The organism is Kitasatospora sp. NPDC059747 (assembly GCF_042732955.1).
Taxonomy (GTDB): Bacteria; Actinomycetota; Actinomycetes; order Streptomycetales; family Streptomycetaceae; genus Kitasatospora.
In genome coordinates this window covers 40,980-63,613 of sequence record NZ_JBHWGV010000028.1, presented here as the reverse complement: position 1 = coordinate 63,613, position 22,634 = coordinate 40,980, and the positions used below count along the sequence as shown (strand labels likewise).

Genomic DNA, 22,634 nt, shown 5'->3' with positions numbered 1-22,634 from the left:
GGGCCACCCGTGCCCAGCACCACGCTCGCGTCCCTCACCACCCTGCGGCTCGGCGGCCCGGCCAGCGACGTCCTGCAGGTCGCCGACCCCGACGACTGGTTCGAACTGGTCCGCACGATCGGCGACCGGCAGGAGGACGCGCCCCTCACCCTCGGCCACGGCAGCAATGTCATCGCCTCCGACACCGGCCACGAGGGCACCGTCGCCCTGATGAACACCCGGGGCATCACCGTGAAGCGGGTGGACGACGACACGGTGGCCGCGACCGTCCAGGCCGGCCACCCGCTCGCCGACCTCGTCCAGTGGGCCGCAGCCGAACACCTCGCCGGGATCGAGTGCCTGGCCGGCATACCCGGCACTGTCGGCGCCGCCCCCGTCCAGAACGCCGGAGCCTACGGCCAGCAGGTCTCCGACACCCTCGACCACCTCACCGCCTGGGACTGGGACATGGGCCGCCTGCGGACCCTACCCACCCAGGCATGCCGCCTCCGCCACCGCGACAGCCGCTTCAAGAACGACCCCGGCCGCTGGACCATCCTCACCGCGACGTTCCACCTCACCCGCTCGCCGGCTGCCCCGATCACCTACCAGCCGCTCGCCGACGAACTCGGCGTCCACGTCGGCGCCCGACCGCCCGTGGCCGAGGTGGCCACCGCCGTCCTCGCCAACCGCCACCGCCGCGGACTCCTCCTCGACCCCCACGGACCCGACGCCCGCCAGGCCGGATCGGTCTTCCTCAACCCACCCGTCACCGCCACCCAGGCCGCCCGCTGGTCGGATGCCGGCTGCCCGGTCCACAGCGACAGCGACGGGCAACTGCGGGCCAGCGCCGGCTGGCTGCTGGAGCACACCGGCTACCGCCCCGGCTACAAGATCGCAGACGGCATCCGCTGCTCGGAACACCGCACCCTCACCCTCACCGCCCACGACGGAGCGACCGCAACTGGCTTCGCCCAGGCCCTCACTGAACTCTCGGCGCAGGTCGAGATCGCAACCGGCATCAAGCTCCGGCCCGAGCCGACGTTGGTCGGCGCCTGGGCATAAGAAGCCTGGTGGGCACCAAGACCTCCATGCGCGGAAACATACCCCTCCGCGCCGCCATCAGCAGCCAAGACGACGGCGAACACTGGCACTTCACTCGGGGCACCGAGAACCGCGAGCATCCGGTCAGGGCAGTGGCACGGCGTGAAGGCAGGCATGGCGGCCGGGCCCCGGCAGCGCGGTGAGCGGCCGGGCCACCTCTCCTTCGATCGCCACCCGGAATGCGCCCGCCTCATCTGTGTACACCGGTTCCCCGGTAGCGGTGTACACGCCGATGAGGTGGACGACGACGACCTCGGGCGGCCCGTGCCGGCCGGGCGGGCCGGGCAGGGTGACCGCGTAGCGCTGGGGTCTGTCCATCGGTCGCGTCGCCTCATTCGGTGTGCGGTTGGGTGCTTGCCAGGGCAGCGCGGAGCGCTCCCGCGAGGTGGGTCGGGCCCGCTGTTTCAGGCGACGGCGGCCAGGTCCGCGCGGCCGAACAGCAGGGCGTAGCCGCGGGGTAGGTGGGCGAGGAGGCAGTCGGTGAGGTTGTCGTCGGTGAGGGTGGTGAGGGCGGCCAGGACGGAGGAGGCGTCCCAGCGGGCGGCGGTGAGGCTGGTGCCCAGGGTGTGGGCGAGGCTTTCGACGAAAGCGGGGGCGGTGACGGGGTGGGGCAGGGGGATCTGGGCGGCGAGGACGGCGCGGGCCCGTTCGGGCAGGGCTGCGGCGAGGTCGCAGCGTTCGTCGCCGGTGAGCTGGGAGCCGAGGAGGGCCAGGACGGCATCGAGGGCGCGTTCGGCTTCCTCGTCGGTGGGGTAGCGACCGAGGTTGCGGACCTGCTGGAGGAGGTGGCGGTAGCGGGTCATGACCGTGGAGCCTTCCAGGGGCTGGCCGCTGGGCGGGCCGGCGGCGTGTGAGGGGTGGTCAGGGTCAGGGTCAGGGTCGCGTCCCTGCGGTCGGGCGGCCGAACAGCAGGTCGTAGCCGGGTGGCAACTGGAGCAGGACCTGGTCCATGAGGTAGTCGCCGGCGGCGTCGGCCACTGTGGACAGGACGGCGCCGATGTCCCACAGGGCCGTGGCCTCGGTGGCGCCCTCGATCCAGGCCGCGGTCGCGCGCACGAACCGCTCGGGGTTGAGTGGCTCGGCGGCGTGCAGCGGGTTGAGCAGGATCAGGGCCATGGTCTCGGGCAGTCGGGCGGCCAGTTCGGCGCGCACGTCGCCGACCAGGTGGGCGCCGAGCAGGGCCAGGATTACCCGGGCGGCCCGCTCGGCCTCCTGCGGGCTGTCGTACTCACCGCGCTCCCGGACCTCTTCCAGGAACGTCTCCCATCGAAGCGTCATCGCGGTTCTTCCTCCGTACCGAGGCCCGGCGCGCCCGGGTGGCCTCAAGGCTCGACAGCCAGGCGCCGGTGCAGACCGGTCAGCTTGAGCAGCCGCATCACGCAGCGGCCGGCCCCGCGCAGGACCAGGCGGGCATCGCACCGGTCGGCCTGGCCCTGGGCCCGGACCAAGGCGCCCAGGCCCGCGCAGTCCATGAACGTCACCTCCGACAGATCCAGCACCACCTCCCGGTGCGACTCGAGCGCGGTGGCCAGAGCACGGTGCAGCGAGGGTGCGGCGTCGAGGTCGATCTCGCCGTGGGCTCGCACGATGAAGGGCTGGTTGCTCTGGCCGTTCATGGCGTTTCCGCGTCGCTGCTGGTAGGCCGGTCCAAGTAGGCCGGCCCGGCGGTCGAGGGATGTTCCGGCCGCCCCATTCGATCGAGGGGGAGAGATCAGGGGCGGCCGGAACGGCATCGGGGAACGGATCAGGCCTGGATCTGCTTGCGGCTTCCGCTGTGGCTGATCTCGATCTTGCGGGGCTTGGCCTTCTCGGCGACCGGGATCTTCAGGGTCAGCACGCCGGCGTCGTAGTCGGCGGTGATCCCGGCGGGGTCGAGGGTGTCGGAGAGCATGACCTGGCGGGAGAACACGCCGAGCGGGCGCTCGGACAGCTCCCACTTGATGCCCTCGCCTTCCTGGCGCGGGCGGCGCTCGGCCTTGACGGTCACCATGTTCCGCTCGACGTCGATGTCGATCGCCTCCGGGTCAACCCCCGGCAGGTCGAAGCAGATCACGTACTCGTCGCCGGCCCGGTAGGCGTCCAACGGCATCGGCGTCGGACGCGACCAGGTGCCGGTCGTGTTGAGGAACTGCTGGGTCAGCCGGTCCAGCTCACGGAACGGGTCAGTGCGCAGCAGCATTGCGAAACACCTCCAGGTGGTTGGGCTGTGGGAGCCAGTGCGCTTCACCTGACTCCTTTCTAGCGCGTCATCCATCCGATGACAAGTCGCCGCGTCGCCTATAGAGTGACTGCATGAGCGAGAAGTCCCGCAGAGCCGCCCCCAACGCCTGCCCGCCGGTCGAGCCCGTCTCGTTCCTGGCAGCCGCGGCGGCGCTGGCCGCCATCGACGACGCCGTCCGCACCGCCCAGAACCCCGCGTCCCGGCCCCCGACCGCCCCCGGTGAGCGGGAAGGCCCCGAGCAGGCCCTGGCCGCACTCGTCCTGCTGCGCGAACTACGCGGCCAGCTCGCCGGCTGGGAGGCCGGCCTGGTGGAGAGCGCCCGGGAAGCCGGCGCCACCTGGGCCGACCTCGCCCACCCGATGGGCGTCGCCAGCCGCCAGGCCGCCGAGAACCGCTACCTGCGCCTCAAGCCCGCCGCCGAAGTTTCGCGGTCCGGTACCGGCGCGGAACGGGTCAAGGCTGTCCGTGACCGGCGAGCCGCCGACCGATCGGTCACCGTCTGGGCCCGCGACAACGCCGCCGAGCTGCGGGTCCTCGCCGCCCAGATCACCACGGCCGCACTCGCTCCCGGCGCCCGTCCCGCCCAGGCCGCCCTGACCGCCGCCCTCGGCGCCACCGACCCCGCCGACCTGATAGAGCCCCTCGCCGCCGTCCGCCCCCACCTCGGAACCGGCCAGGGCCACCTCGCCACCCGCCTCGACGCCCTCACCCACCACACCACCCAGCTCCGCGATGACAGCGACCGACGCCGCGCCTGACCCTGCCACCGCCGCCGAAAGGCGCTGGCAGGACCTCCTGGACCGGATCCACGACCTCGAAGCACGAGTGGCCGCCACCACGAGCACCGTCAACGCCGCCCTCGACCACCACCTCGCCCGCCTCGACGCCCTGCGCCGCCACCTCGCCCACCCCAACTGGCCACTGCCCGCCCCCGATCCGGACAGTCCCCGTGCTTAGGAGCGGGCTCGCCTCATGGCGCGTAGAGGCAGGAGCCAGCTGACCAGAGGCGTCGTGAGCAGGGGCTGTCGGGCCTGGTGAGCGGAGCCAGCTGGTCTCAGTTTTGGTCTCATTCACCCCCGTCCAGCCGGGTTCAGCCGCCGCCCAGCGGTTCACTCCGGCGCAGGTCAGGACGGGTGTGAACCCCGGCGGACGGCGTTCGGGAGAATTGGAAAGCGTGTTGGGGGCAACCCCTCACGAGTTCGAATCTCGTATCCTCCGCCTCTGCCGCCGAGTAGCCGGGGGGAATCTCACCCCCCGGCCCTCACAGAACCGTGCGTAACAGTCTCCCGTTACACGGCTCGTGCCGCTCTGATCATCAGACCAACACCGCACACGCAGTTGGCGTGAGCCGCCAGTGCGCGAACATGCGGGGGTAGCGCCGGGCGATCTCCCGGAGCTTCGCCAGCGCCTTCCGCTTGCCCGCGAGCCGTCCGTACTTCTTGCGGATCCACCGCACCAGGTAGGCGTTGATGCGGGTCAGGAAGGCGAACATCTCCCACGGCCGGAACCGGCCGTAGTAGTTGATCCAGCCGGCCACCTTGGGGTTTACCCTCCGCGCCAGCTCGTTGAAGGTCAGATCGGTGCGAAGGTGCAGATGCCAGCTCCGCACCTCGCGGCTGATCTTGTTCAGGGCGTCCCTGCTGATCGCCGGGTCGAAGCCGAGGAACAGGTTCCCGTGTCGACTCCGCCCCTTCCTGGCACGGAACGTGTACCCGAGGAACGTGAACGCCGTGTGCTCGTACGAGCCCCGACGAACCTGGTCCTTACAGTAGACGATCCGGGTCTTGTCCGGGTGGAGTTCCAGCCCGACCTCGACCATCCGCTCCCGCAGCGCCGCCAGGACCGTGCGGGCCTGGCTCTCGCAGACGCAGTGCAGCACCGCGTCGTCCGCGTAGCGCTCGAACTGGACGCCCGGGAAGTTCCGGACCATCCAGGTATCGAACGCGTAGTGCAGAAACAGGTTCGCCAGCACGGGAGACACCGGGGCGCCCTGCGGCGTCCCGCGCTCCCGCTTCATCTGGGAGCCGCCGGGCATGACGAGCGGGGCAGCAAGCCACCTCCGCACGTACAACTTCACCCAAACGGCGTCGGTGTGAGCGTCCACCGCCTTGACCAGCAGGTCCCAGGGCACGCTGTCGAAGAACTTCCGGATGTCGAATTCGACCACCCAGTTCTTCCGCCAGCACCGCTCCCGGCACTTTCCCACTGCGTCCAAGGCGGACCGTCCGGGCCGGTATCCGTAGCTGTCCGGATGGAAAATCGGCTCCACCCTCCGCACGAGATGCCGGGCCACAATGGTCTGCGCCACCCGGTCGGCGACAGTGGGAATGCCGAGCATTCTCGTACCGCCACCGTGAGGCTTCGGGATCTCCACCGCGCGCACCGGAGGCGGGAAGTAGGAGCCCGACGACATACGGTTCCAGATCTTGTACAGGTTACCCTGGAGATCCTTCTCGAAATCGTCGATGCTCTGCCCGTCCACGCCGGGTGCACCTCTGTTCGCCCTGACTTCCTCCCACGCTTCCACGACTTCCCGCTTCGAGATATCAAACGGCTTGGTCTGAGACTTCAACTGGCTCATCCCACTCCTCCCGGAGCACTTCCGGTTGATGTGATCAACTCAGTCACGAGCAGCCCGGCCCCTTCGCTCCGCCCCCATTACAGGGGCCTCACCGCTACTACAGGCCGGTCCGCCAGCAGGACCCGCATCGGTACTCGACCCCTCACAGTTGCGTCTGCTCGGGGCACTCCCTCTCCCCCACCAAGCCGGTGGGGACTATCGGATCCCGCCTTCTCCTGTTCCGTACGGAAGCAGCAGACCGGACTCACGTCGCCTGCATGCCGGACACCGCCTGGCCAATAAACGGGCACCCGCCAGGCTCATCCCGGGGTCCAGGCAGCGACCCCGGTTTCGATGCCGTCTGTTTTGCTTTCGACACATCAGCGGCGATTCACTTGCGTTCGTCTTTCCGGTCCCCACCTGACGCCTCTTACGACGCCTTTTCCTCATCGCTCACCACGACGGTCTTCAGCCAACGCAGCATGAGGCGGTTTGAAGCCTCCCCCCGTAGGGCGGCTCCGAAGGGCCAAACCTTCATCTTCCATACAGCACCGCAATCGGAAGCTGTCCTACTACCAACTCCTTCTCACGTTCAGGACGCAACGCCAGGGCAAACGAAGGACCCGACCGCACTGCGGCCGGGCCCATCGGTCGTTCTGCCTCGCGGCACGCGCTCGGCGAGGTTCAGCGGCACAGGGCGGTGTCCACGGCGCGTTCGAGATTCCTCCGGGCCGCCTCGTCGGTGAGCTGCATGGTGACCGCGACGTTGGCGGCGCGGCCGTCGTCGGTGGCGCCGCCCCGGGTCTCGTACCCCGGGAAGCTGCCGCCGTGGCCCCAGGAGAGGCCGCCGCACGGCAACGGGCGGCTGACGAGTCCAAGTCCGTAGCGGGCGCCGGGGCCGAAGGTCGCTTCGGCAGGGACGGTGGAGCGCATCTGGGCGAGCTGGGCCGAGGGCAGGAGGCGGCCGGCCAGGAGTGCGCTGAAGAAGCGGTCGAGGTCGGAGCCGGTGGAGACCATCTGGCCTGCCGCCCAGCCCCAGGAGGGGTCGATCTCCGTGATGTCGCGCAGCGGCGCGTCCGCCGATTCCCGGTAGTAGCCGTGGGGGTGGGGCTCCCGGATGCTCACGTCACCGGGAGCGGGGAAGTAGGTGTGGCGCAGCCCGGCGGGTCGGACGACGCGCCGGTCGATCTCCTCGGCCAGGGGGCGGCCGGTGACCTTCTGGACGATCAGGCCGGCCAGGACGTAGTTGGTGTTGCTGTACTTCCAACTCGTCCCGGGGGCGAAGTCGGCCGGGTGCTGGAGGGCTGTGGCGAGCAGTTCGTGGGGGGCGTAGTACCGGACGTCGTCCCCGAGGTAGTCGCTGTAGTCGGGGAGTCCGCTGGTCTGCTGGAGGAGCCGGCGGACGGTGATGCGGCGTCCGTCGATCCCCTCCCCGCGGACGAGGCCGGGCAGGTAGGTGTCGACGGAGGCCTCCAGGTCCACCCTCCGCTCCGCGACGAGCTGGAGGACGACGACCGCGACGAAGGTCTTGGTGTTGCTGCCGATCCGCACCTGCCCGTCGACGGGTACCGGTGCGCCGGTGGTCAGGTCGCCGACTCCTGCGGTGTAGGTCCGGGTGCGGCCGTTCCGGTCCTGGACGCTCGCCAGCGCGGCGGGCATCCCGTCGTCGCGCACCAGCGCGTTCAGGCTCCGCTGGACGGAATCCTGCCTGGCGGCCGAGGCCTGGGGCGCCGACAGGACGCCCGGCGTCATAACGCCGATGGTCAGCGCGGCTGCGGCCGACAGGGCCCGTCGCCGCCGAAGTCCTTGCCGTGTCCGTCCACGCATGAGTCAACTCCTGGGGGATTGCCGGATCTTCGTTCGGATCGCCCGGGCCCGGCGAGCCCGGCCCGGGCGGGGTGGCGTGCCTCAGCCGCACAGGGCCCTGTCCACGGCGTCCTTCACGTGCTGGGTGGCCGCCTCGTCCGTCGGGATGGTGGTGACCGCGACGTTGGCGGCGCGGCCGTCGTCGGTGACACCGCCCCGGGTCTCGTACCCCGCGATGTCGCCGCCGTGGCCCCAGTAGACGCCGCCGCACGACAGCGGCCTGCTCGTGAGCCCCAGCCCGTAGCGGAGGCCCGAGGTCCCGGCGGGGACGGTCGTGCGCATCTCGGCGAGCTGGTCCGCCGGGAGGAGGTGGCCGGCGAGGAGCGCGGTGAAGAAGCGGTTGAGGTCGGAGTTGGTGGAGATCAACTGGCCTGCGGCCCAGCCGGCGGAGGGGTCCGACTCCGTGAAGTCGCGCAGCGGTCCGTCCGCCGGGTTTCGGTGGTAGCCCTGGGGGTGCGGCTCTCGGATGGTCATCTCGCCGGGGGCGGGGAAGTAGGTGTGGCGCAGCCCGATGCGCTTGATGATGCGCCGGTCCATCTCCTCGGCCAGGGGGCGGCCGGTGACCTTCTGGACAATCAGGCCCGCCAGGACGTAGTTGGTGTTGCTGTACCCCCACGTCGTCCCCGGAGCCGCGTCGGCCTTGTACCGGAGGGCGATGTCGAGCAGCTCGCGGGGCTCGAAGTACCGGTTCCTGATCTCGTCGTCGTCGAGGTGGATGCCGTAGTCGGGGAGTCCGCTGGTGTGCTGGAGGAGCTGGCGGACGGTGATGCGGCGCCCGTCGATCCCATCCCCGCGGACGAGGCCGGGCAGGTAGGTGTCGACGGAGGCGTCGAGTCCGATCTTCCCTTCGCCGACCAGTTGCAGGACCACGACCGCCGTGAACGCCTTGGTGTTGCTGCCGATCCGTACCTGGCCGTCCCTGGGTACCTTCGAGCCGGTGGTCAGGTCGCCGACTCCTGCGGTGTAGGTGCGGGTGCGGCCGTTCCGGTCCTGGACGCTCGCCAGGGCGGCGGGCATCCCGTCGTGGCGCACCAACGTGTTCAGGGCCTGCTGGACGGCGTCCTGCCTGGCGGCGGCAGCAGCGGAGGCGGAGGGCGGGGCGAGGGCGCCCAGCGTCATGACGCCGATGGCCACCGCGGCGGCGGCCGACACCGCTCGTCGCCGCCTGCCGCCCTGCTGCCGGGTCGAGGAACGAAGGCCCTGCCGGATCCGAGCACGCATCAGTCAACTCCTGGGGATCGTTTGGTCTGGGCACAATCCTGGTTTCCAGGGGCCTCTGACCGCATCGCGGGAAGGCGGGAGAAATCGCTCCCCCTTTCGGGGGAGGCTGCCGGTGGGCTGCCCGGCAATACTGGCGACCATGATCAGGGGAATCCGGCCGCTGCTGCGCGGCTCCACGTATTCGGGTGTGCTGTTCGCCTATTGCGGCGCGCTGGCGAGCCTTCCGCTGCTGCCTCTCGCCCTGTTGCCGGCGCTGTCGTGGCGATCCGCTCCGGAAGGCGTGCAGATCGTCCTGGTCCTGCTGGTCTGGGCGGTGCTGGTCGGGGTGGTCGGACTGGCGCGCTCCGTACGGCGGGCGCTGGTCGTGTCCGCCCGCCGGCTGCTGCGGGTGCCGCTGCCGAATCCGGTGGCCGGTCGCCGGACCTCTGGTTCACTCGGCCTCGACCGCTGGCGGACCCCGGTCTGGCTGGTGCTGCACGTGGCCGTCGGGTGGACGGGGGCGCTGGCGAGCGGGGTGCTGTTCATCATGGGCATCTCCCTGCCGGGGAACTGGCTCGGCGGCGAGGCGCGGGCGAGCCTGTTCGGCACCTCGGTCCGGGTGTCGGGCGGGTGGAGCTGGGTGGTGGCGGCCGTGTGCATCCTGCTGGCGGTGGCCGTCTGCGTACTGGTGACGAAGGCCCTGCGGTGGTCGGCGCCACGGCTGTTGGGCCCGTCGGCGGCCGAGCGGCTCGCGCTGGCTGCCGAGCGGGAGCTGCTGCTGGCCGAACGCAATCGGATCGCTCACGAGTTGCACGACTCGATCGGGCACACGCTGACGGCGGCCACCATCCAGGCGGCGGTGGCGGGCGAGGTGCTCTCCGCCGACCCGGCGGCGGCGCGGGCCGCCCTGCGCAGCATCGAGGAGTCGACCCGGGCCGCGCTGGAGGACCTGGACTACGTGCTCGGAGTGCTGCGCGAGGAACAGTCGGGAACAGCGCCGACCCGGACCCTGGCCGACCTCCCCGAGCTGCTGGACCGTCTGCGGCACGCGGGGGCGGTGGTGGAACCGGCCCTGTCGGGTGAGCTGACGCAGGTGCAGGGGACGCTCTCCCGGGCGGCGTACCGGATCCTCCAGGAGGGGCTGACGAACGCGCTGCGCCACGGGGCGGGCGGCCCGATCGAAGTCCGGGTGGCGGCCGGGCCGGACGGGCTGGATCTCGCGGTGGTCAATCGGACCGGGGCACGGCCGGGCCCGGGACCGGGCGCCTTCCCGACCTCCGGCCACGGCCTGCCCGGACTGGCCGAGCGCGTACGGCTGCTGCACGGTGAGTTCCAGGCCGGCCCGGACGGGACGCAGCACTGGCGGCTGGCCGTCCGGCTGCCGGTACGGGTCTCGGCGTGAGTGGATCCGACGCGGGCGAAGGCATCGCCCTCCCTGCCGTCACCAGCCCCGCCATCACCCTCATGATCGCGGACGACGACGAGGTGACCCGCAGCGGCCTGCGCATGCTGCTCGCCGCACAGCCGGGGATCACGGTGGTCGGCGAGGCCGCCGACGGCGTCGAGGCGGTCGAACGGGCGCAGAGCCTGCGGCCGGACGTGGTCCTGATGGACGTCCGGATGCCGCGTCGCAACGGGATCGAGGCCACCCGCCAACTGCTGGCCGAAGCAGCCGACCCGCCGAAGGTCGTGGTGATCACCACCTTCGAGAACGACGGCTACGTCACCGCCGCCCTCAGCGCGGGCGCCAGCGGCTTCGTCCTCAAGCGCCTCCCGGTCCGCCGGATCGCCGAGGCGGTCCGGGTGGTGGCGGCGGGCGAAGCGGTCCTCTTCCCGGCCGCACTGGGCCGCATGGTCGCCGCCCGCCCGCTGGGCTCCGCCGAGGCCCTGCCGCAGGCCGCCCTGACCGGCCGGGAGGAGGAGGTACTGCGCCTGATGGCCACCGGGCTCTCCAATCCGGAGATCGCGGAGTCCCTCACGGTGAGCCTGGAGACGGTCAAGACCCACGTCGGAAATGTGCTGACCAAGCTCGGCGCGCAGAACCGGACCCATGCCGTGGTGATCGCGTACGAATCCGGCCTGGTGGTCCCGGGCTTCACCGGCTGACCATTCCGAACGGCACCCGACCGAGACGGCTACAACGCGATCCCGGCTGCGTCCCGGTTGCGGTTCTGGTGGCTCGCGGGCGACGTTCCGAAGTAGGCCCCTCGGCCGCCATGGGCTGCGCCAGCCGGTCACATGGTCTCGGTTTTGGTCTCGTTCACCCCCGTCCCGCCGGGTTCACCCACCGTCCATCGGTTCGCTCCGTCGCAGGTCAGGACGGGTGTGAACCCCGGCGGACGGCGTTCGGGAGAATTGGCGCGGCGGGCGGCGACCAGCAGCAGGATCTCCGCGGCCAGGTCGAGCGGGGGTGCGAATCCGGCGAGTGCCGCGCCGGCCACCGTCCAGGACAACAGGGCCCAGGCGATGAACGGCGGCGGGGCGATGCCGCGGCGGTTCAGCCACAGGATGGTCAGGCCGATGATGACGAAGGGCGGGGCGAAGCTGTCGACCGTCAGCCAGTACGCGCTTCCGGCCGGGCTCATCTCGGACAGGGAGGCGCCCCACAGCTCCCCGCCGAGCCACTCCCCGATGTGGCTCGCGGCGTGTTCCTTGGTCAGCGCGAGCACCGTGTGCGCGGTTCCGAACACCACCAGGAGCCATCCGGCCCAGGTGATGATTCCGGTCGTGGGGGCCGGCCTCGCCCCGGTCGTGGTCGTCATGACCGCACCTCCTCGTTCGGGTAGGGAGATGGTCCTCCGGCCGCCGGGCCGCGGGCTTGAACGGAACGGCAATGCGCGCCCGCAGGGCCACCCGGGAACGGGACCGGGAGCGTGTGCGACGATGCCGACGTGGTCGAACAGTCGCGGTCCTGGCGCCTGGAGGGCGACGGCCGGCTGGCTTTCGCCGCCGTCGCCGCCGAGTTCACCTGTTTCGCGGCGTCCACCTCCGGCACGGTGCGACCACACGCCGCACCGGCCTGGCAGTTGACCCTGTCCTGGGACGGTCCGGTCACCGCCACCGACGACCGCGGCCGGGTGGCCGCCGGCCCCGGGCTGCTGATCCCGCCCGGCCTGCCCACGACCTTCACCCGCCCGGACGGGGGCACCCGGCTCTGGATCGACCCCCACGGCCTGGCGCTCCCCGCCGGGCGCCGCGTCCACGAACTCGACCGTGCACAGGTCGGCACACTGCTGGCCGCGGTCGACGGCGGCTTCGAGCTCCACGCCGTGCGCCGCGCCGTCCACGGTCTCTTCGGGCCGCCCGCGGCCGTCGACCCCCGCTTCCGGCGGGCCGTCGACCTGCTGCGCACCGGAACGGACCTGGCCGCCGTCGCGGAACGGGTCGGCGTCTCCCCGCGCCGCCTGCGGCAGCTGTCGGCCGAAGCCGCCGGCTGCCCGCTGGCCGGCCTGCGCCGCTGGCACCGCACCCGCGAGGCGATGGTGCACAGCGGCGCCGCGGGCCTGGCGACCGCCGCGGCCGAGGCCGGGTTCGCCGACCAGGCCCACCTGACCCGCACCGTCACCGCACTCATCGGCCGCACCCCCGGCGCCGCCCTCGCCGAGACCCTGAAACGCTCCACCGAGAGCCGGACACAAGCGCCACCGGCACCCTCGGCTACCCCGACCGGCGCACCAGCCGCCCCAGCACCGCCACCCCCTCCGCGATCTCGCCCGGCGCACCGGCCGCGTACCCGAGGACCAGCCCCTGCGCGTACGGCAGTCGCGCGTGCCACGACAGCGGCTGCACCTTGACCCCGTGCGCGAGCGCCGCCGTCGCCAGCTCGGTGTCGGTGCAGCCGAGGTCCGCCGGGAGCGTGAGCATCAGGTGCAGCCCGGCCGCGGCGCCGTGCACGGTGGCGCCGGGGAGGTGCTCGCGGACGGCGGCGATCATCGCGTCCCGCCGGCGGCGGTGGCGGCGGCGCAGCAGCCGCAGGTGGCGTTCGAGCGCGCCGGACTCCATCACCCGGGCGAGGACGAGCTGCGGCAGGACGGGGTTGCCAAGGTCGGCGTAGCGCTTGGCGGCGAGGACGTCCTCGCGGAAGCGGGGCGGCACGAGGAGCCAACCGGTGCGCAGGGCGGGCGCGAGCAGCTTGGAGACGCTGCCCGCGTACAGGACGCGGTCCGGGAGGGCGGCACGCAGGGCGGGCACCGGCGGGCGGTCGTGTCGGTGCTCGGCGTCGTAGTCGTCCTCGATGACGAGCCCGCCCTCGCCCGCCCAGCGCAGGAGTTCGCGCCGCCGCTCCCCGCTGAGGACCACGCCGGTCGGGTACTGGTGGGCGGGGGTGAGCAGGACGGCGGGGGCGCCGGTGGCGCGCAGCGCGTCGACCCGGACGCCGTCGGCGTCGACCGGGACGGGCGGGGTCGCGGCGAGCCAGTGGGCGAGGTGCTGGCGGGCGCCGAGCGAGCCCGGGTCCTCGGCGGCGACCTCGGTGATGCCCGCCCGGCCGAGCGCCTGGCCGGTCAGGGCGAGGGCCTGGGCGGTGCCGGCGGTGATCAGGACCTCGTCGGGGTCGGCGCGGACGCCGCGGTTGCGGGCGAGCCAGTGCGCGACGGCCCGGCGCAGCTCCGGCGTGCCGCGCGGGTCGCCGTAGCCGAGGTCGTGGGCGGACAGGCCGTCGAGGACGGCGCGTTCGGCGCGCAGCCAGGCGGCGCGGGGGAAGGCGGCGAGGTCCGGGCGGCCGGGCGAGAGGTCGATCCGGGCGGGGGCGGCGCGCAGGGCGTCGAACACCTCGGGCCCGGGATCGGGGCGGAACAGCGGGGGTTCCGGGCGGGCGGCGGGCGGTGCCGGCACGGGCGGCGCGGGGGCCGCGACGACGACGGTGCCTCCCCTCCCCCGTCCGGCGACCTGTCCCTCCTCGGCGAGGCGCCGGTAGGCGTCGGTCACCACCCCTCGGGAGACGCCGAGTTCGGCCGCGAGCACGCGGGTCGCGGGCAGCCGGTCACCGACCGGGAGGCGGCCGTCGGCGACCGCCTCGCGCAGGCGGTGGGCGAGCCAGTCGGTGAGTCCGCCGGGTGGGGCCTCGGCGGTGTCGAGCTGGAGGAAGTCGGCGCCGGGGTCGGCGGCTCCGGACTCTTTGGACCGGTCGGGAGCGTCACCTATGGACCTGTTCACCGGGCCATTGTGGGCCGAAGGTTGAGGCCATGACCACCGAGACCGCCCCGCACGACGGCCCCTACGTCCACGGCTACTCCGACACCGAGGCCCGCCGCCTCGACGACCAGGCGAACACCCTCGCCGACCTGCTCCACGCGGGCACCGCGTACCCGCCCGGGAGCCGGGTCCTGGAAGCGGGCTGCGGGGTGGGCGCGCAGACCGTGCACCTGCTGGCAGCCAGCCCCGGCGTACGGCTGACGGCGGCCGACATCTCGGCCGAGTCCCTGGCCCGCGCGCAGGCCCGGGTGGCGGCACACGCGCCCGCCGCCGAGGTCGCCTGGCACCACGGCGACCTGCACGAACTGCCCTTCCCGGACGGCACGTTCGACCACGTCTTCCTGTGCTTCGTCCTGGAGCACCTGGCCGACCCGGCGGCCGGCCTGGCCGCCCTGCGGCGCGTGCTGCGCCCGGGCGGCACGATCACGGTGATCGAGGGCGACCACGGCTCGGCCTTCTTCCACCCGGACAGTCCGGCCGCCCGCGCCGCCGTCGGCCACCTCGTCCGCCTCCAGTCCGACGCGGGCGGCGACGCCCTGGTCGGCCGCCGCCTGCACCCGCTCCTGACCGCGGCCGGCTTCTCCGACGTCACCGTCCGCCCGCGCACGGTGTACGCCGACGCGTCCCGCCCGTCCCTCGTCGAGGGCTTCACGCGCCGCACCTTCGTCGCCATGGTCGAGTCCGTCCGCGACGACGCCCTGTCCGCCGGCCTCGCCACGCCCGCCGCGTTCGACGAGGGCATCGCCGCCCTGCGCCGCGCGGCGGACCCGGGCGGGACGTTCCACTACACGTTCTTCAAGGCGGTGGCGGTGAAGCCCTGACTCAGCGCCGCCCGCGCCACCATTCGACGGTCGCGCGGAACTGCTCCTCCAGCGGGGTGGCGCGCAGGGTGAACGTGGACTCGTGGGCGGAGGAGTCCATCACGAACGGACGGTCGAACTGGTAGAGCGTCTCCCGCAGTTCGCGCAGCAGCGGGGAGACGAGGGAGCCGAGGGCGAGGACGGCCGGGGGTGTGCGGCGGACGGCGACCGGGCCGGTGCCCGCCGCTTCCGCGAGGCCGGCCACCATCGCGCGGGCCGACGCCGGCGGGACCGTCGGGACGTGCCAGGCCCGGCCCCACGCGCGTTCGTCGTCGGCGGCCTCGGCCAGGGCGGCGGCCACGTCGGGCAGGTAGGTCCAGCTGTGCGGCGCGTCCGGGTCGCCGAGGACCGCGACGGGGCGGCCGGCCAGGACGCGGGGCACGACGCGGGCGGCGAGGTGGCCGCGGTCCGTCACGCCGGGGCCGAAGAAGTCGGCGGCACGGACCTCGACGGCCCGGATCCGGCCCGCCTCGTGCAGCGCCCGCGCCCGCTCCCAGACCTGTGCCCGCACCCGGCCCTTGCGGCCGGTCGCGGCGAGCGGCAGGTCTTCGGTGAGGGGGCCGTCCACCGGGCCGTAGCCGTACAGGTTGCCGAGCAGGACGAGCACCGCGCCGCTCGCCTCGGCCGCGGCGCACAGCGCGTCGGCCAGCGGCGGCAGTTCGGCGGCCCAGCGGTGCAGGGGCGGCGCGGCGCAGCCGTGGACGGCGACGGCGCCGCGCGCGGCCTCGGTCAGCCGGGCGGGGTCGGAGGCGTCCAGCGCGAGGTGCTCGATGCCGGGTTCGGCGGGCCGCCCCGACCGGGTGACGACGCGTACCTCGTGCCCACGCCCGGCCAGCAGCCGCGCCGTGGCCGCCCCCGCGGGCCCGTATCCCACCACCAGATGAAAGCTCACGGCGACACCTTAGGGCCCGTCACTCCGCGCTGTCGCCGAGGAAGGCGAGGAGCGTGCGCATGGCGTCGACGAGGGCGGCGGTCTGCTCCTCGTCGAGGCCGGCGAGCATGCGGTACTCGGTGGCGAGGTGGGCCGGCAGCGCGCGGTCGATGAGGTCGTGGCCCTCGGAGGTGAGGGCTACCTCGCGGCTGCGGCCGTCCTGGTCGCTGCGGGTGCGGGTGACCAGGCCGCGGGCCTCCAGGCGGTCGAGGCGCTGGGTGATGGCGCCGGAGGTGACCATGGCGGACTGCATGAGGCCGGTGGGGGTGAGCCGGTAGGGCGGGCCGCTGCGGCGCAGGGTGGCGAGGACGTCGAAGGAGGCCGCGTCCAGGCCGTGTTCGCCGAAGGTGCGGTTGAGTTCCGCGTCCACCAGCCGGAAGAGGCGCTTGAGCCGGCCGAACACCTCCATCGGGGAGACGTCCAGGTCGGGGCGCTCGGCGCCCCACTGCGCGACGACGCGGTCCACATGATCTGCCACGGGTCCAGGGTAGGGGATCGACCCCGTGATTCCTTAGCGGTGAGGTAACTGTGAGCCACCTCACGGCACCGGAGCGCCAAGAAATGTCTTAGCACTGAGATACATTGGCTTAGTGCTAAGACATCGACTCGGCATCGTGCTGCCGACCGCACTGGCCCCGGCCGTCTGGGGCTCGACCTACCTCGTCACCACCGAACTCCTGCCGCCCGACCGGCCGCTGCTCGCCGGCGTCCTGCGCTGCCTGCCCGCCGGGCTCCTGCTCGTCGCCCTCACCCGCAGGCTGCCCCGGGGCGACTGGTGGTGGCGGGCGCTCGTCCTCGGCGCGCTCAACATCGCGCTGTTCCAGGCCCTGCTGTTCGTCGCCGCCTACCGCCTGCCCGGCGGCATCGCCGCGACCGTCGGCGCCGTCCAGCCGCTCGTCACCGCCGCGCTTTCGGCGGCGCTGCTGGGCGAGCGGATCACGCTGCGCACCGTGCTGTCCGGCATCGCCGGGGTCGCGGGCGTCAGCCTGCTCGTGCTGCGGGCCGGCGCCCGGCTCGACGCGGTCGGCCTGGCCGCCGCGGTCGGCAGCGCGGTGGTCATGGCCGCCGGCCTCGTCCTCGCCAAGCGCTGGGTCTCCCCCGCGCCGGTGCTCGCGACGACCGGGTGGCAGCTCACCGCCGGCGGGCTGCTGCTCGTCCCGGCCGCCCTGGTCGTCGAGGGCGCCCCGCCGTCCCACCTGACGGGCACCAATGTGCTCGGCTACCTCTACCTCAGCCTGGTCGGCGCGGCCCTGACGTACGTGCTGTGGTTCCGCGGGCTGCGGGCGCTGCCGCCGAACTCGGTGTCCTTCCTGGCCCTGCTCAGCCCGGTGGTCGCCACCGCGCTCGGCTGGCTCGTCCTCGGACAGGACCTCACGCCGTTGCAGGTCCTCGGCGCGCTCGTCGTCCTGGGCTCGCTGGTCGCGGCCCAGCGGCAGCGCCCGCGCACCACCGCCGCGACGCAGGCCGGCACCGAAGCCGTCCGTCCACGAGAACGTCTGATCCCGCCACCCCTTCGAAGGAGAAATCCCCATGCGCATCACCGTGTTCGGCTCGACCGGCAACGTCGGCAGCCGGGTCGTCGCCGAGGCGCTCGCCCGCGGCCACGAGGTCACCGCCGTCGTCCGCGACCCGGGCAAGCCGCACGGGCTGCCCGCCACCGCGGCGACAGCCGTCGGCGACGCCCGCGACGCCGAGGACGTGGCGCGGCTCGCGGCCGGCCAGGACGTCGTGATCACCACCACCCGCCCCGCGCCGGGCAGCGAGGGCGAACTCGCCGTCGCCACCAAGGGCCTGCTGGCCGGCCTCGCCGGGACGGACGTGCGCCTGCTCGCCGTCGGCGGCGCGGGCAGCCTCACCGTCCCCGGGACCGGCGGCACCCTCCTCGTCGACACCCCGGGCTTCCCCGCCGCGATCCTCCCCATCGCCCTCGCCTGCGGCGAGCAGCTCGCGCTCTACCGCGCCGACGAGCAGGTCGACTGGACCTACCTGAGCCCGGCCGCCCTGCTCGAACCCGGCACCCGCACCGGCCGGTTCCGCCTCGGGCGCGACGAACTGCTCGTGGACGCCGACGGCGACTCCGCGATCTCGATGGAGGACCTCGCCATCGCCCTCCTCGACGAGGCCGAGACCCCCGCCCACCGCCGCACCCGCTTCACCGCGGCGTACTGATCCGACGCCCGCTCCCCGGTCCGCCCCGCACGACGGACCGGGGGCCGGCCCCCGCACGGAGGTGTAGCTGGCACCACCCCGGAAACGGATGCCCACGTGATCGCCCGTCAGCCGCCGGTCCGACAGGATTTTCCACGTGAAGACAGCCACCGACACCGTCGCCGCCCCGAAGCCCGCCGCCTCCCGCACCCGCCGCGCCGCCATCGCCGTGGCCGCCGCCGTGGTGGCCGGGCTCGCACTGCCCGCCACCGCCAGTGCCGCCCCGGACGACGCCCGGGACCCGGGCGACGCCGTGAGCGTCCCGGCCCGCTACGCCCAGCAGCAGCTCGACTGGAAGCCGTGCGACGGGCAGCCCGCCCTGGAGTGCGCCACGATGACCGTCCCGCGCGACTGGCACCACCCGGACGCCGGGGCCGACCTCTCCATCGCCGTCTCCCGCCACCGCGCCGGCGACCCCGCCCACCGCCAGGGCACCCTCCTCATGGCCGCCGGCGGCCCCGGCGCCTCGGGCCTGCTGCGCCCGGCCGGCCTCGCCACCAAGGCCCCGAAGGTCGGTGCCGCCTACGACATCGTGAGCTTCGACCAGCGCGGGGTCGGGCGCAGCACCCGGGCGCAGTGCCAGAGCCCGGAGCAGTTCCAGGAGTTCATGGCGGGCGACTACCGCGACCAGTCCCCCGAGGCGGTCGACCGCGTCGTCTCCAACGCCCAGGCCCTCGTGGCCGCGTGCGAGGAGCACAGCGGGGACCTGCTCCCCTACCTGACCACCGAGCAGACCGTCCACGACCTCGACCTGTTCCGCTCGCTGCTCGGCGAGCGGAGGATCAGCTACTTCGGGCCGTCCTACGCCTCGATGATCGGCGCCTACTACGGGACGCTGTTCCCGCACCGGGTCGAGCGGATGGTGCTGGACAGCAACATCGGCTTCGAGGGCACCTGGGAGGACTTCGAGCTCGGCCAGCCGATGAGCTTCCAGCGGCGGTTCGACGAGGACTTCGTGCCGTGGCTCGCGGCCCGCGACAGCACCTACCACCTCGGCTCGACGCCGCAGGAGGTCAAGGACCGCTGGGAGAAGCGGCGCGCGGCGCTGCACGACAGCCCGATCGTCGCGGGGTCGGTGACGATCGGCCCGAACCAGCTCGACAACGGCGCGATCGGCGCGATCTACGAGGAGGAGAACTTCCCCTACCTCGCACAGGGGCTGGCGGCCGTCGACAACTGGGACGGCGCGGACGCCGCGGCCAAGGACATGGCAGGCCAGGTGTTCGGCCACTACCTCAGCCCGGAGTTCCTCGCCGAGTACTTCTCCGTGACGTGCTCCGACACCCCGTGGACCAGGGACCTGGACACCTGGGTCGAGCGCGGCGCCGAGAACACCGCCCGCTACCCGCTCGCGGGCGCCCGGACGCTGGCCTTCAGCGCCGTCTGCGCGTCCTGGCCCAAGACCCACGCCCCGCACGTGAAGGTGACGGGCGCGAACCTGCCGCCGACCGTCATGCTCAACTCGGTGCACGACCCGGCGACGTACTACGAGGCCGCCCTCGGCGCCCACCGCGCGCTGCGGGGCTCACGGCTGGTCACCGTCACCGGCAACGGCGACCACGGCCAGTACCCCACCGCCAACACCTGCGTGACCGGAGTCGTCGAGCGCTACCTGCTGGACGGCCGGGCACCCGAGCACGACCTGACCTGCCCCTCCCCGCAGGCGGGTTGATCCCCGCCGCCCCCGGCGCGGCGCCGGCCGGACGTCACGTCCGGTCGGTGCCCCTGCGCGTGCGCAGCCAGGCGGCCCCGGCGGCGATCCCGGCCACCCCGCCGACGGCGAGCTTGATCCCGAGCTTGGCGACGAGCACCCCGACCACCGGGATGCTCCAGCCCAGCCAGTGGAAGAACGCCAGCAGCACGGCCGCACCGGCGACGATGCTGAGGACGGTGGCGCAGACGGCGGCCGCGGTGGAGAGTTCACGCGGCTCGGCAGCGGACTCGGGAGCGGGCTCCGTGGCGGACTCGGCGGGCGACGGAGAAAAAGCGGATGAAGAGTTCGTCGGATCGTTCGCATCCACAGGGCTCATGGCCGTCATCGTACGGGTTCACCGCCGGGCGTGGTGAGTGTCTCCGCAGTGCTCCCCCGTCTCCTCGTCGGGGAAGCTGACGGCCAGCGTGACGCGGTACTCGTAGACGTCGTCGCGGTGCCCCGGCACCCGGGCCCAGGCCAGCGAGTGCACCTCCGCCCCGGGCGCCTGACGGCACCACGCGGCGGCCTCCTCCAGCGCCCGCGCCGCCGAACGGCCGGTGCACACCACGGCGGTGTACGCGGCCACGGCGACGTCGCCCCCGCTGCGGCCGGTCCGCGACACCGCCCGGACGGCGGCCGCCGCCTGGCTCAGGTCCCGGGCCAGGTCGTCCACCACTCTCGGGGGAGCCGGCAGGACCGGCCCCTCGGCGACGGCCTCCGGCAGGTTCGCGCTCACGATCGGGGCCTCCGTCCATATCTGCGCCTCTGTCCGCACGGTCACGGGGCACAGCATGCCGGTCCGGCTCTCCTGGCATGCCCACTTTCATCACAACATCACCCGTCCAGGGACCAGTTGGGGCCGCGGACTGGCGCCGGGACGCCCGTCCTGGTAGAGAACGGCCCCCGGCCGGCCGCGATCCCGGCTGGTCAGAGGGGTGGCCCGCGGGCGGCGCCGGGGCGCTCGGAAGGCCGCGCACGCACCACCCCGTGCCCCGGACCGCCGGTCCGCCCGACGGGTGCGCCGGCTCGGCACCGGTGCGCGCACGACCGGGCCGCTGCCAACTGCCGCGCCGTGCCCGGGACGTGCGACGTTAACGCGGCGGAGCGTCCTCGGACGCCCGCCGGACACTCGGGTGCGGTCGGATCGTCGTGATACTAATCATCCCGGGGACGGGATTGGCATGGACCGGCAGGCACGATGATGACCACCCGTCCGTTGAGCGGGACGATCGGACAGGCACACGGGGAGGGGCACGGCATGACGGCGAGGTTCGTCAGCGCGGACAACGGGCGAAAGGTGCGGCTGAGCAAGCGGGTCACCGGGACGGCGGCGGCGTTCACCGCGCTCGCGGCCCTGACCGGCTCCCAGATGACCAGCCTCGGGCTGGCCCCGGTCGCCGCCGCCGACTCCGTGACCACGCAGTCCGGCGACAGCGCCGCGTCCACCGCCCCCGGCACCCCGGGCGGCCCGACGATCCCCGGCCTCGGCACCGGTTCGCCCGCCGACGGCGGCGGCACCGTCCCGCTGCCCCAGCCGCCCGGCGCGATCCCCGGCGTGCCCGGGGCCGGCCCGTTCGCCGCCACCGACGCCTCGCTGCCGGCGACCGTCTTCGCCGCCTACAAGCAGGCCGAGGCCTCGCTCGCCACCCGCTCCCCCGGCTGCCACCTGCCCTGGCAACTGCTCGCCGGCATCGGCCAGGTCGAGTCCGGCCAGGCCGACGGCGGCCAGGTGGACGCCGTCGGCACGACGCTGCGCCCGATCCTCGGCCCGGTGCTCGACGGCACCGGCGGCAACGCCGCGATCGCCGACACCGACGGCGGCCGCTTCGACGGCGACACCCGCTGGGACCGCGCGGTCGGGCCGATGCAGTTCATCCCGTCCACCTGGGCGACCTGGGGCGTCGACACCCAGGGCAAGGGCAAGGCCGACCCGAACAACATCTTCGACGCCGCCGAGGCGGCCGGCCGCTACCTGTGCGCCAACGGCCGCGACCTCGCCGACCCGGCGCAGCTCGACCGGGCGATCCTGAGCTACAACTACTCGGGCGAGTACCTGCGGACCGTCAAGAACTGGATGGCCCACTTCGGCAGCGGCACCGTCACGACCTCCCCGGACCGGCCGGCCCCGCTGCTGCCGCTCCTCCCGCCGCTACCGTCCCTCCCGCTGTTCCCGCTGCCGGGCACGGGCACCACCACCGGCACCGGCACCGGCACCGGGACGACGCCCGGCACGACGCCGGTCCAGCCGCAGCCCCAGCCCTCGCCGAGCGCGCAGCCGCCCACGCCCGTCCCGCCGACCCCGAACCCGACGGGCCAGCCGAACCCGACGGGCCAGCCGAACCCCACCGGCCAGCCCAACCCGACCGGGCAGCCCAACCCGACCGGGCAGCCGACGCCCACGGCGGACCCGCGGCCGACGCCCAGCGGCTCGCCCTCGCCGTCCGCCACCCCGAGCGGCAGCCCGTCCCCGACGGCCACGGCGACGGCCACGGCGACCCCGACCGGCACGCCCACGCCCACGGGCACCCCCACCGCCTGCCCGTCCCCGACGGCCACGGCGACGCCCACCACGACGGCCACCGCGACGCCCACCGGCACCCCGTCCCCGACGGCCACGCCGAGCGGCACGCCCACCCCGGGCGCGACCCCGACGGCCCCCGGCTGCGCCACCGCGACGCCGACCGCCACCACCACCCCAAACGCCGCGCCGACGACGACGCCGAGCGCGGGTGTCTCCCCCTCGGCGGCCCCGTCCGGCCACTGAGGCGGGAACAGCCGTCGACAGCGCTTCGCCCCGCCGGGTTCCCACTGGGCGGGGC

At 73.6% G+C, this 22,634-nt stretch carries 23 protein-coding genes and 2 pseudogenes; 11 read left to right on the top strand and 14 right to left on the bottom strand.

All coding sequences use genetic code 11. The annotated features are described in order from the left end of the window. Nucleotides 1-9 precede the first annotated feature (9 nt). Nucleotides 10-1,044, top strand: coding sequence for a UDP-N-acetylmuramate dehydrogenase (locus ACFV4G_RS15185; protein ID WP_380390137.1), 1,035 nt, complete (start codon nucleotides 10-12; stop codon nucleotides 1,042-1,044). Nucleotides 1,045-1,167: 123 nt separating this feature from the next. On the opposite strand, the gene ACFV4G_RS15180 is transcribed toward ACFV4G_RS15185, so the two are convergent. The 5 genes from ACFV4G_RS15180 to ACFV4G_RS15160 all read right to left on the bottom strand — a co-directional run bounded on the left by ACFV4G_RS15180 (nucleotide 1,168) and on the right by ACFV4G_RS15160 (nucleotide 3,262). After that, a complete protein-coding gene (locus ACFV4G_RS15180) occupies nucleotides 1,168-1,401 on the bottom strand; it encodes a DUF6296 family protein (protein ID WP_380301035.1) in 234 nt (77 codons plus the stop codon). Between the two features lie 86 nt (nucleotides 1,402-1,487). Beyond that, nucleotides 1,488-1,886, bottom strand: coding sequence for a DUF2267 domain-containing protein (locus ACFV4G_RS15175; protein ID WP_380390135.1), 399 nt, complete (start codon nucleotides 1,884-1,886; stop codon nucleotides 1,488-1,490). A gap of 70 nt (nucleotides 1,887-1,956) precedes the next feature. Beyond that, on the bottom strand, nucleotides 1,957-2,361 hold the full coding sequence (locus ACFV4G_RS15170) for a DUF2267 domain-containing protein (protein WP_380301031.1): 405 nt from the start codon (nucleotides 2,359-2,361) through the stop codon (nucleotides 1,957-1,959). A gap of 44 nt (nucleotides 2,362-2,405) precedes the next feature. Then, nucleotides 2,406-2,699: an STAS domain-containing protein gene (locus ACFV4G_RS15165; RefSeq protein WP_380301029.1), complete on the bottom strand. Its 294-nt coding sequence runs from the start codon at nucleotides 2,697-2,699 to the stop codon at nucleotides 2,406-2,408. 128 nt (nucleotides 2,700-2,827) lie between these two features. Next, nucleotides 2,828-3,262, bottom strand: a complete 435-nt coding sequence (locus ACFV4G_RS15160) for an Hsp20/alpha crystallin family protein (protein ID WP_049649656.1) — start codon at nucleotides 3,260-3,262, stop codon at nucleotides 2,828-2,830. 113 nt (nucleotides 3,263-3,375) lie between these two features. Between ACFV4G_RS15160 and ACFV4G_RS15155 the strand changes: the two genes are divergently transcribed. Continuing rightward, nucleotides 3,376-4,062 carry a hypothetical protein gene (locus tag ACFV4G_RS15155; RefSeq protein ID WP_380301027.1) on the top strand — a complete coding sequence of 229 codons (687 nt, stop codon included), beginning with the start codon at nucleotides 3,376-3,378 and terminating at the stop codon, nucleotides 4,060-4,062. Then, on the top strand, nucleotides 4,037-4,261 hold the full coding sequence (locus tag ACFV4G_RS15150) for a hypothetical protein (protein ID WP_380301025.1): 225 nt from the start codon (nucleotides 4,037-4,039) through the stop codon (nucleotides 4,259-4,261). The genes ACFV4G_RS15155 and ACFV4G_RS15150 overlap by 26 nt, the downstream gene beginning before the upstream one ends. A gap of 358 nt (nucleotides 4,262-4,619) precedes the next feature. Here ACFV4G_RS15150 and ltrA read toward each other — a convergent pair whose 3' ends face one another. The 3 genes from ltrA to ACFV4G_RS15135 form a co-directional block, all read right to left on the bottom strand. Beyond that, nucleotides 4,620-5,885, bottom strand: a complete 1,266-nt coding sequence (ltrA, locus tag ACFV4G_RS15145) for a group II intron reverse transcriptase/maturase (protein ID WP_380440299.1) — start codon at nucleotides 5,883-5,885, stop codon at nucleotides 4,620-4,622. Between the two features lie 663 nt (nucleotides 5,886-6,548). Continuing rightward, on the bottom strand, nucleotides 6,549-7,691 hold the full coding sequence (locus tag ACFV4G_RS15140) for a serine hydrolase domain-containing protein (RefSeq protein WP_380440297.1): 1,143 nt from the start codon (nucleotides 7,689-7,691) through the stop codon (nucleotides 6,549-6,551). Nucleotides 7,692-7,772: 81 nt separating this feature from the next. Further along, nucleotides 7,773-8,951: a serine hydrolase domain-containing protein gene (locus ACFV4G_RS15135; protein WP_380440295.1), complete on the bottom strand. Its 1,179-nt coding sequence runs from the start codon at nucleotides 8,949-8,951 to the stop codon at nucleotides 7,773-7,775. 139 nt (nucleotides 8,952-9,090) lie between these two features. Here ACFV4G_RS15135 and ACFV4G_RS15130 point away from each other — a divergent pair, with 139 nt between their 5' ends. Together ACFV4G_RS15130 and ACFV4G_RS15125 are read left to right on the top strand one after the other, a co-directional pair. Then, entirely contained in the window at nucleotides 9,091-10,332 is a 1,242-nt protein-coding gene (locus ACFV4G_RS15130) for a sensor histidine kinase (protein ID WP_380440293.1), read from the top strand. Further along, nucleotides 10,329-11,036, top strand: a complete 708-nt coding sequence (locus ACFV4G_RS15125) for a response regulator (protein WP_380440291.1) — start codon at nucleotides 10,329-10,331, stop codon at nucleotides 11,034-11,036. The genes ACFV4G_RS15130 and ACFV4G_RS15125 overlap by 4 nt, the downstream gene beginning before the upstream one ends. Before the next feature lie 128 nt (nucleotides 11,037-11,164). Here ACFV4G_RS15125 and ACFV4G_RS15120 read toward each other — a convergent pair whose 3' ends face one another. Further along, nucleotides 11,165-11,692 carry a DUF6463 family protein gene (locus ACFV4G_RS15120; protein ID WP_380440289.1) on the bottom strand — a complete coding sequence of 176 codons (528 nt, stop codon included), beginning with the start codon at nucleotides 11,690-11,692 and terminating at the stop codon, nucleotides 11,165-11,167. 111 nt (nucleotides 11,693-11,803) lie between these two features. On the opposite strand from ACFV4G_RS15120, the pseudogene ACFV4G_RS15115 reads away from it, so the two are divergent. Then, nucleotides 11,804-12,511: pseudogene (locus tag ACFV4G_RS15115) on the top strand (helix-turn-helix domain-containing protein); the annotation flags it as partial. Nucleotides 12,512-12,587: 76 nt separating this feature from the next. Here the strand turns inward: ACFV4G_RS15115 and ACFV4G_RS15110 are convergent. Continuing rightward, a complete protein-coding gene (locus tag ACFV4G_RS15110) occupies nucleotides 12,588-14,084 on the bottom strand; it encodes a PLP-dependent aminotransferase family protein (protein ID WP_380440287.1) in 1,497 nt (498 codons plus the stop codon). A gap of 29 nt (nucleotides 14,085-14,113) precedes the next feature. Here ACFV4G_RS15110 and ACFV4G_RS15105 point away from each other — a divergent pair, with 29 nt between their 5' ends. After that, nucleotides 14,114-14,944: an L-histidine N(alpha)-methyltransferase gene (locus ACFV4G_RS15105; RefSeq protein WP_380440285.1), complete on the top strand. Its 831-nt coding sequence runs from the start codon at nucleotides 14,114-14,116 to the stop codon at nucleotides 14,942-14,944. A 1-nt stretch (nucleotide 14,945) separates the two neighbouring features. Here the strand turns inward: ACFV4G_RS15105 and ACFV4G_RS15100 are convergent, their stop codons facing one another. Further along, a complete protein-coding gene (locus ACFV4G_RS15100; RefSeq protein WP_380440283.1) occupies nucleotides 14,946-15,875 on the bottom strand; it encodes an NAD-dependent epimerase/dehydratase family protein in 930 nt (309 codons plus the stop codon). Between the two features lie 19 nt (nucleotides 15,876-15,894). Further along, nucleotides 15,895-16,392 (bottom strand): MarR family winged helix-turn-helix transcriptional regulator, encoded by a 498-nt coding sequence (locus ACFV4G_RS15095; protein ID WP_380440281.1) that lies wholly within the window; start codon nucleotides 16,390-16,392, stop codon nucleotides 15,895-15,897. 112 nt (nucleotides 16,393-16,504) lie between these two features. Between ACFV4G_RS15095 and ACFV4G_RS15090 the strand changes: the two are divergent. The 3 genes and pseudogenes from ACFV4G_RS15090 to ACFV4G_RS15080 all read left to right on the top strand — a co-directional run. Beyond that, nucleotides 16,505-17,275: pseudogene (locus tag ACFV4G_RS15090) on the top strand (EamA family transporter); the annotation flags it as partial. 169 nt (nucleotides 17,276-17,444) lie between these two features. Continuing rightward, nucleotides 17,445-18,083 carry an NAD(P)-dependent oxidoreductase gene (locus ACFV4G_RS15085; RefSeq protein WP_380440279.1) on the top strand — a complete coding sequence of 213 codons (639 nt, stop codon included), beginning with the start codon at nucleotides 17,445-17,447 and terminating at the stop codon, nucleotides 18,081-18,083. A gap of 136 nt (nucleotides 18,084-18,219) precedes the next feature. Beyond that, on the top strand, nucleotides 18,220-19,794 hold the full coding sequence (locus ACFV4G_RS15080) for an alpha/beta hydrolase (protein WP_380440277.1): 1,575 nt from the start codon (nucleotides 18,220-18,222) through the stop codon (nucleotides 19,792-19,794). A 34-nt stretch (nucleotides 19,795-19,828) separates the two neighbouring features. On the opposite strand, the gene ACFV4G_RS15075 is transcribed toward ACFV4G_RS15080, so the two are convergent. Both ACFV4G_RS15075 and ACFV4G_RS15070 read right to left on the bottom strand, forming a co-directional pair. Beyond that, nucleotides 19,829-20,152: a hypothetical protein gene (locus ACFV4G_RS15075; RefSeq protein ID WP_380440275.1), complete on the bottom strand. Its 324-nt coding sequence runs from the start codon at nucleotides 20,150-20,152 to the stop codon at nucleotides 19,829-19,831. A gap of 18 nt (nucleotides 20,153-20,170) precedes the next feature. Next, nucleotides 20,171-20,596 (bottom strand): hypothetical protein, encoded by a 426-nt coding sequence (locus ACFV4G_RS15070; protein WP_380440273.1) that lies wholly within the window; start codon nucleotides 20,594-20,596, stop codon nucleotides 20,171-20,173. 477 nt (nucleotides 20,597-21,073) lie between these two features. On the opposite strand from ACFV4G_RS15070, the gene ACFV4G_RS15065 reads away from it, so the two are divergent. Beyond that, nucleotides 21,074-22,579: a lytic transglycosylase domain-containing protein gene (locus tag ACFV4G_RS15065; RefSeq protein ID WP_380440271.1), complete on the top strand. Its 1,506-nt coding sequence runs from the start codon at nucleotides 21,074-21,076 to the stop codon at nucleotides 22,577-22,579. The last annotated feature ends 55 nt before the right edge of the window (nucleotides 22,580-22,634 follow it).

Coding starts and splice junctions, on each gene's coding strand:
- ACFV4G_RS15175 (WP_380390135.1), bottom strand. CDS start 1,886: ATGACCCGCTACCGCCACCTCCTCCAGCAGGTCCGCAACCTCGGTCGC.
- ACFV4G_RS15150 (WP_380301025.1), top strand. CDS start 4,037: ATGACAGCGACCGACGCCGCGCCTGACCCTGCCACCGCCGCCGAAAGG.
- ACFV4G_RS15065 (WP_380440271.1), top strand. CDS start 21,074: ATGACGGCGAGGTTCGTCAGCGCGGACAACGGGCGAAAGGTGCGGCTG.
- ACFV4G_RS15130 (WP_380440293.1), top strand. CDS start 9,091: ATGATCAGGGGAATCCGGCCGCTGCTGCGCGGCTCCACGTATTCGGGT.
- ACFV4G_RS15180 (WP_380301035.1), bottom strand. CDS start 1,401: ATGGACAGACCCCAGCGCTACGCGGTCACCCTGCCCGGCCCGCCCGGC.
- ACFV4G_RS15165 (WP_380301029.1), bottom strand. CDS start 2,699: ATGAACGGCCAGAGCAACCAGCCCTTCATCGTGCGAGCCCACGGCGAG.
- ACFV4G_RS15160 (WP_049649656.1), bottom strand. CDS start 3,262: ATGCTGCTGCGCACTGACCCGTTCCGTGAGCTGGACCGGCTGACCCAG.
- ACFV4G_RS15140 (WP_380440297.1), bottom strand. CDS start 7,691: ATGCGTGGACGGACACGGCAAGGACTTCGGCGGCGACGGGCCCTGTCG.
- ACFV4G_RS15170 (WP_380301031.1), bottom strand. CDS start 2,361: ATGACGCTTCGATGGGAGACGTTCCTGGAAGAGGTCCGGGAGCGCGGT.
- ACFV4G_RS15120 (WP_380440289.1), bottom strand. CDS start 11,692: ATGACGACCACGACCGGGGCGAGGCCGGCCCCCACGACCGGAATCATC.
- ACFV4G_RS15075 (WP_380440275.1), bottom strand. CDS start 20,152: ATGAGCCCTGTGGATGCGAACGATCCGACGAACTCTTCATCCGCTTTT.
- ACFV4G_RS15105 (WP_380440285.1), top strand. CDS start 14,114: ATGACCACCGAGACCGCCCCGCACGACGGCCCCTACGTCCACGGCTAC.
- ACFV4G_RS15155 (WP_380301027.1), top strand. CDS start 3,376: ATGAGCGAGAAGTCCCGCAGAGCCGCCCCCAACGCCTGCCCGCCGGTC.
- ACFV4G_RS15085 (WP_380440279.1), top strand. CDS start 17,445: ATGCGCATCACCGTGTTCGGCTCGACCGGCAACGTCGGCAGCCGGGTC.
- ACFV4G_RS15135 (WP_380440295.1), bottom strand. CDS start 8,951: ATGCGTGCTCGGATCCGGCAGGGCCTTCGTTCCTCGACCCGGCAGCAG.
- ltrA (WP_380440299.1), bottom strand. CDS start 5,885: ATGAGCCAGTTGAAGTCTCAGACCAAGCCGTTTGATATCTCGAAGCGG.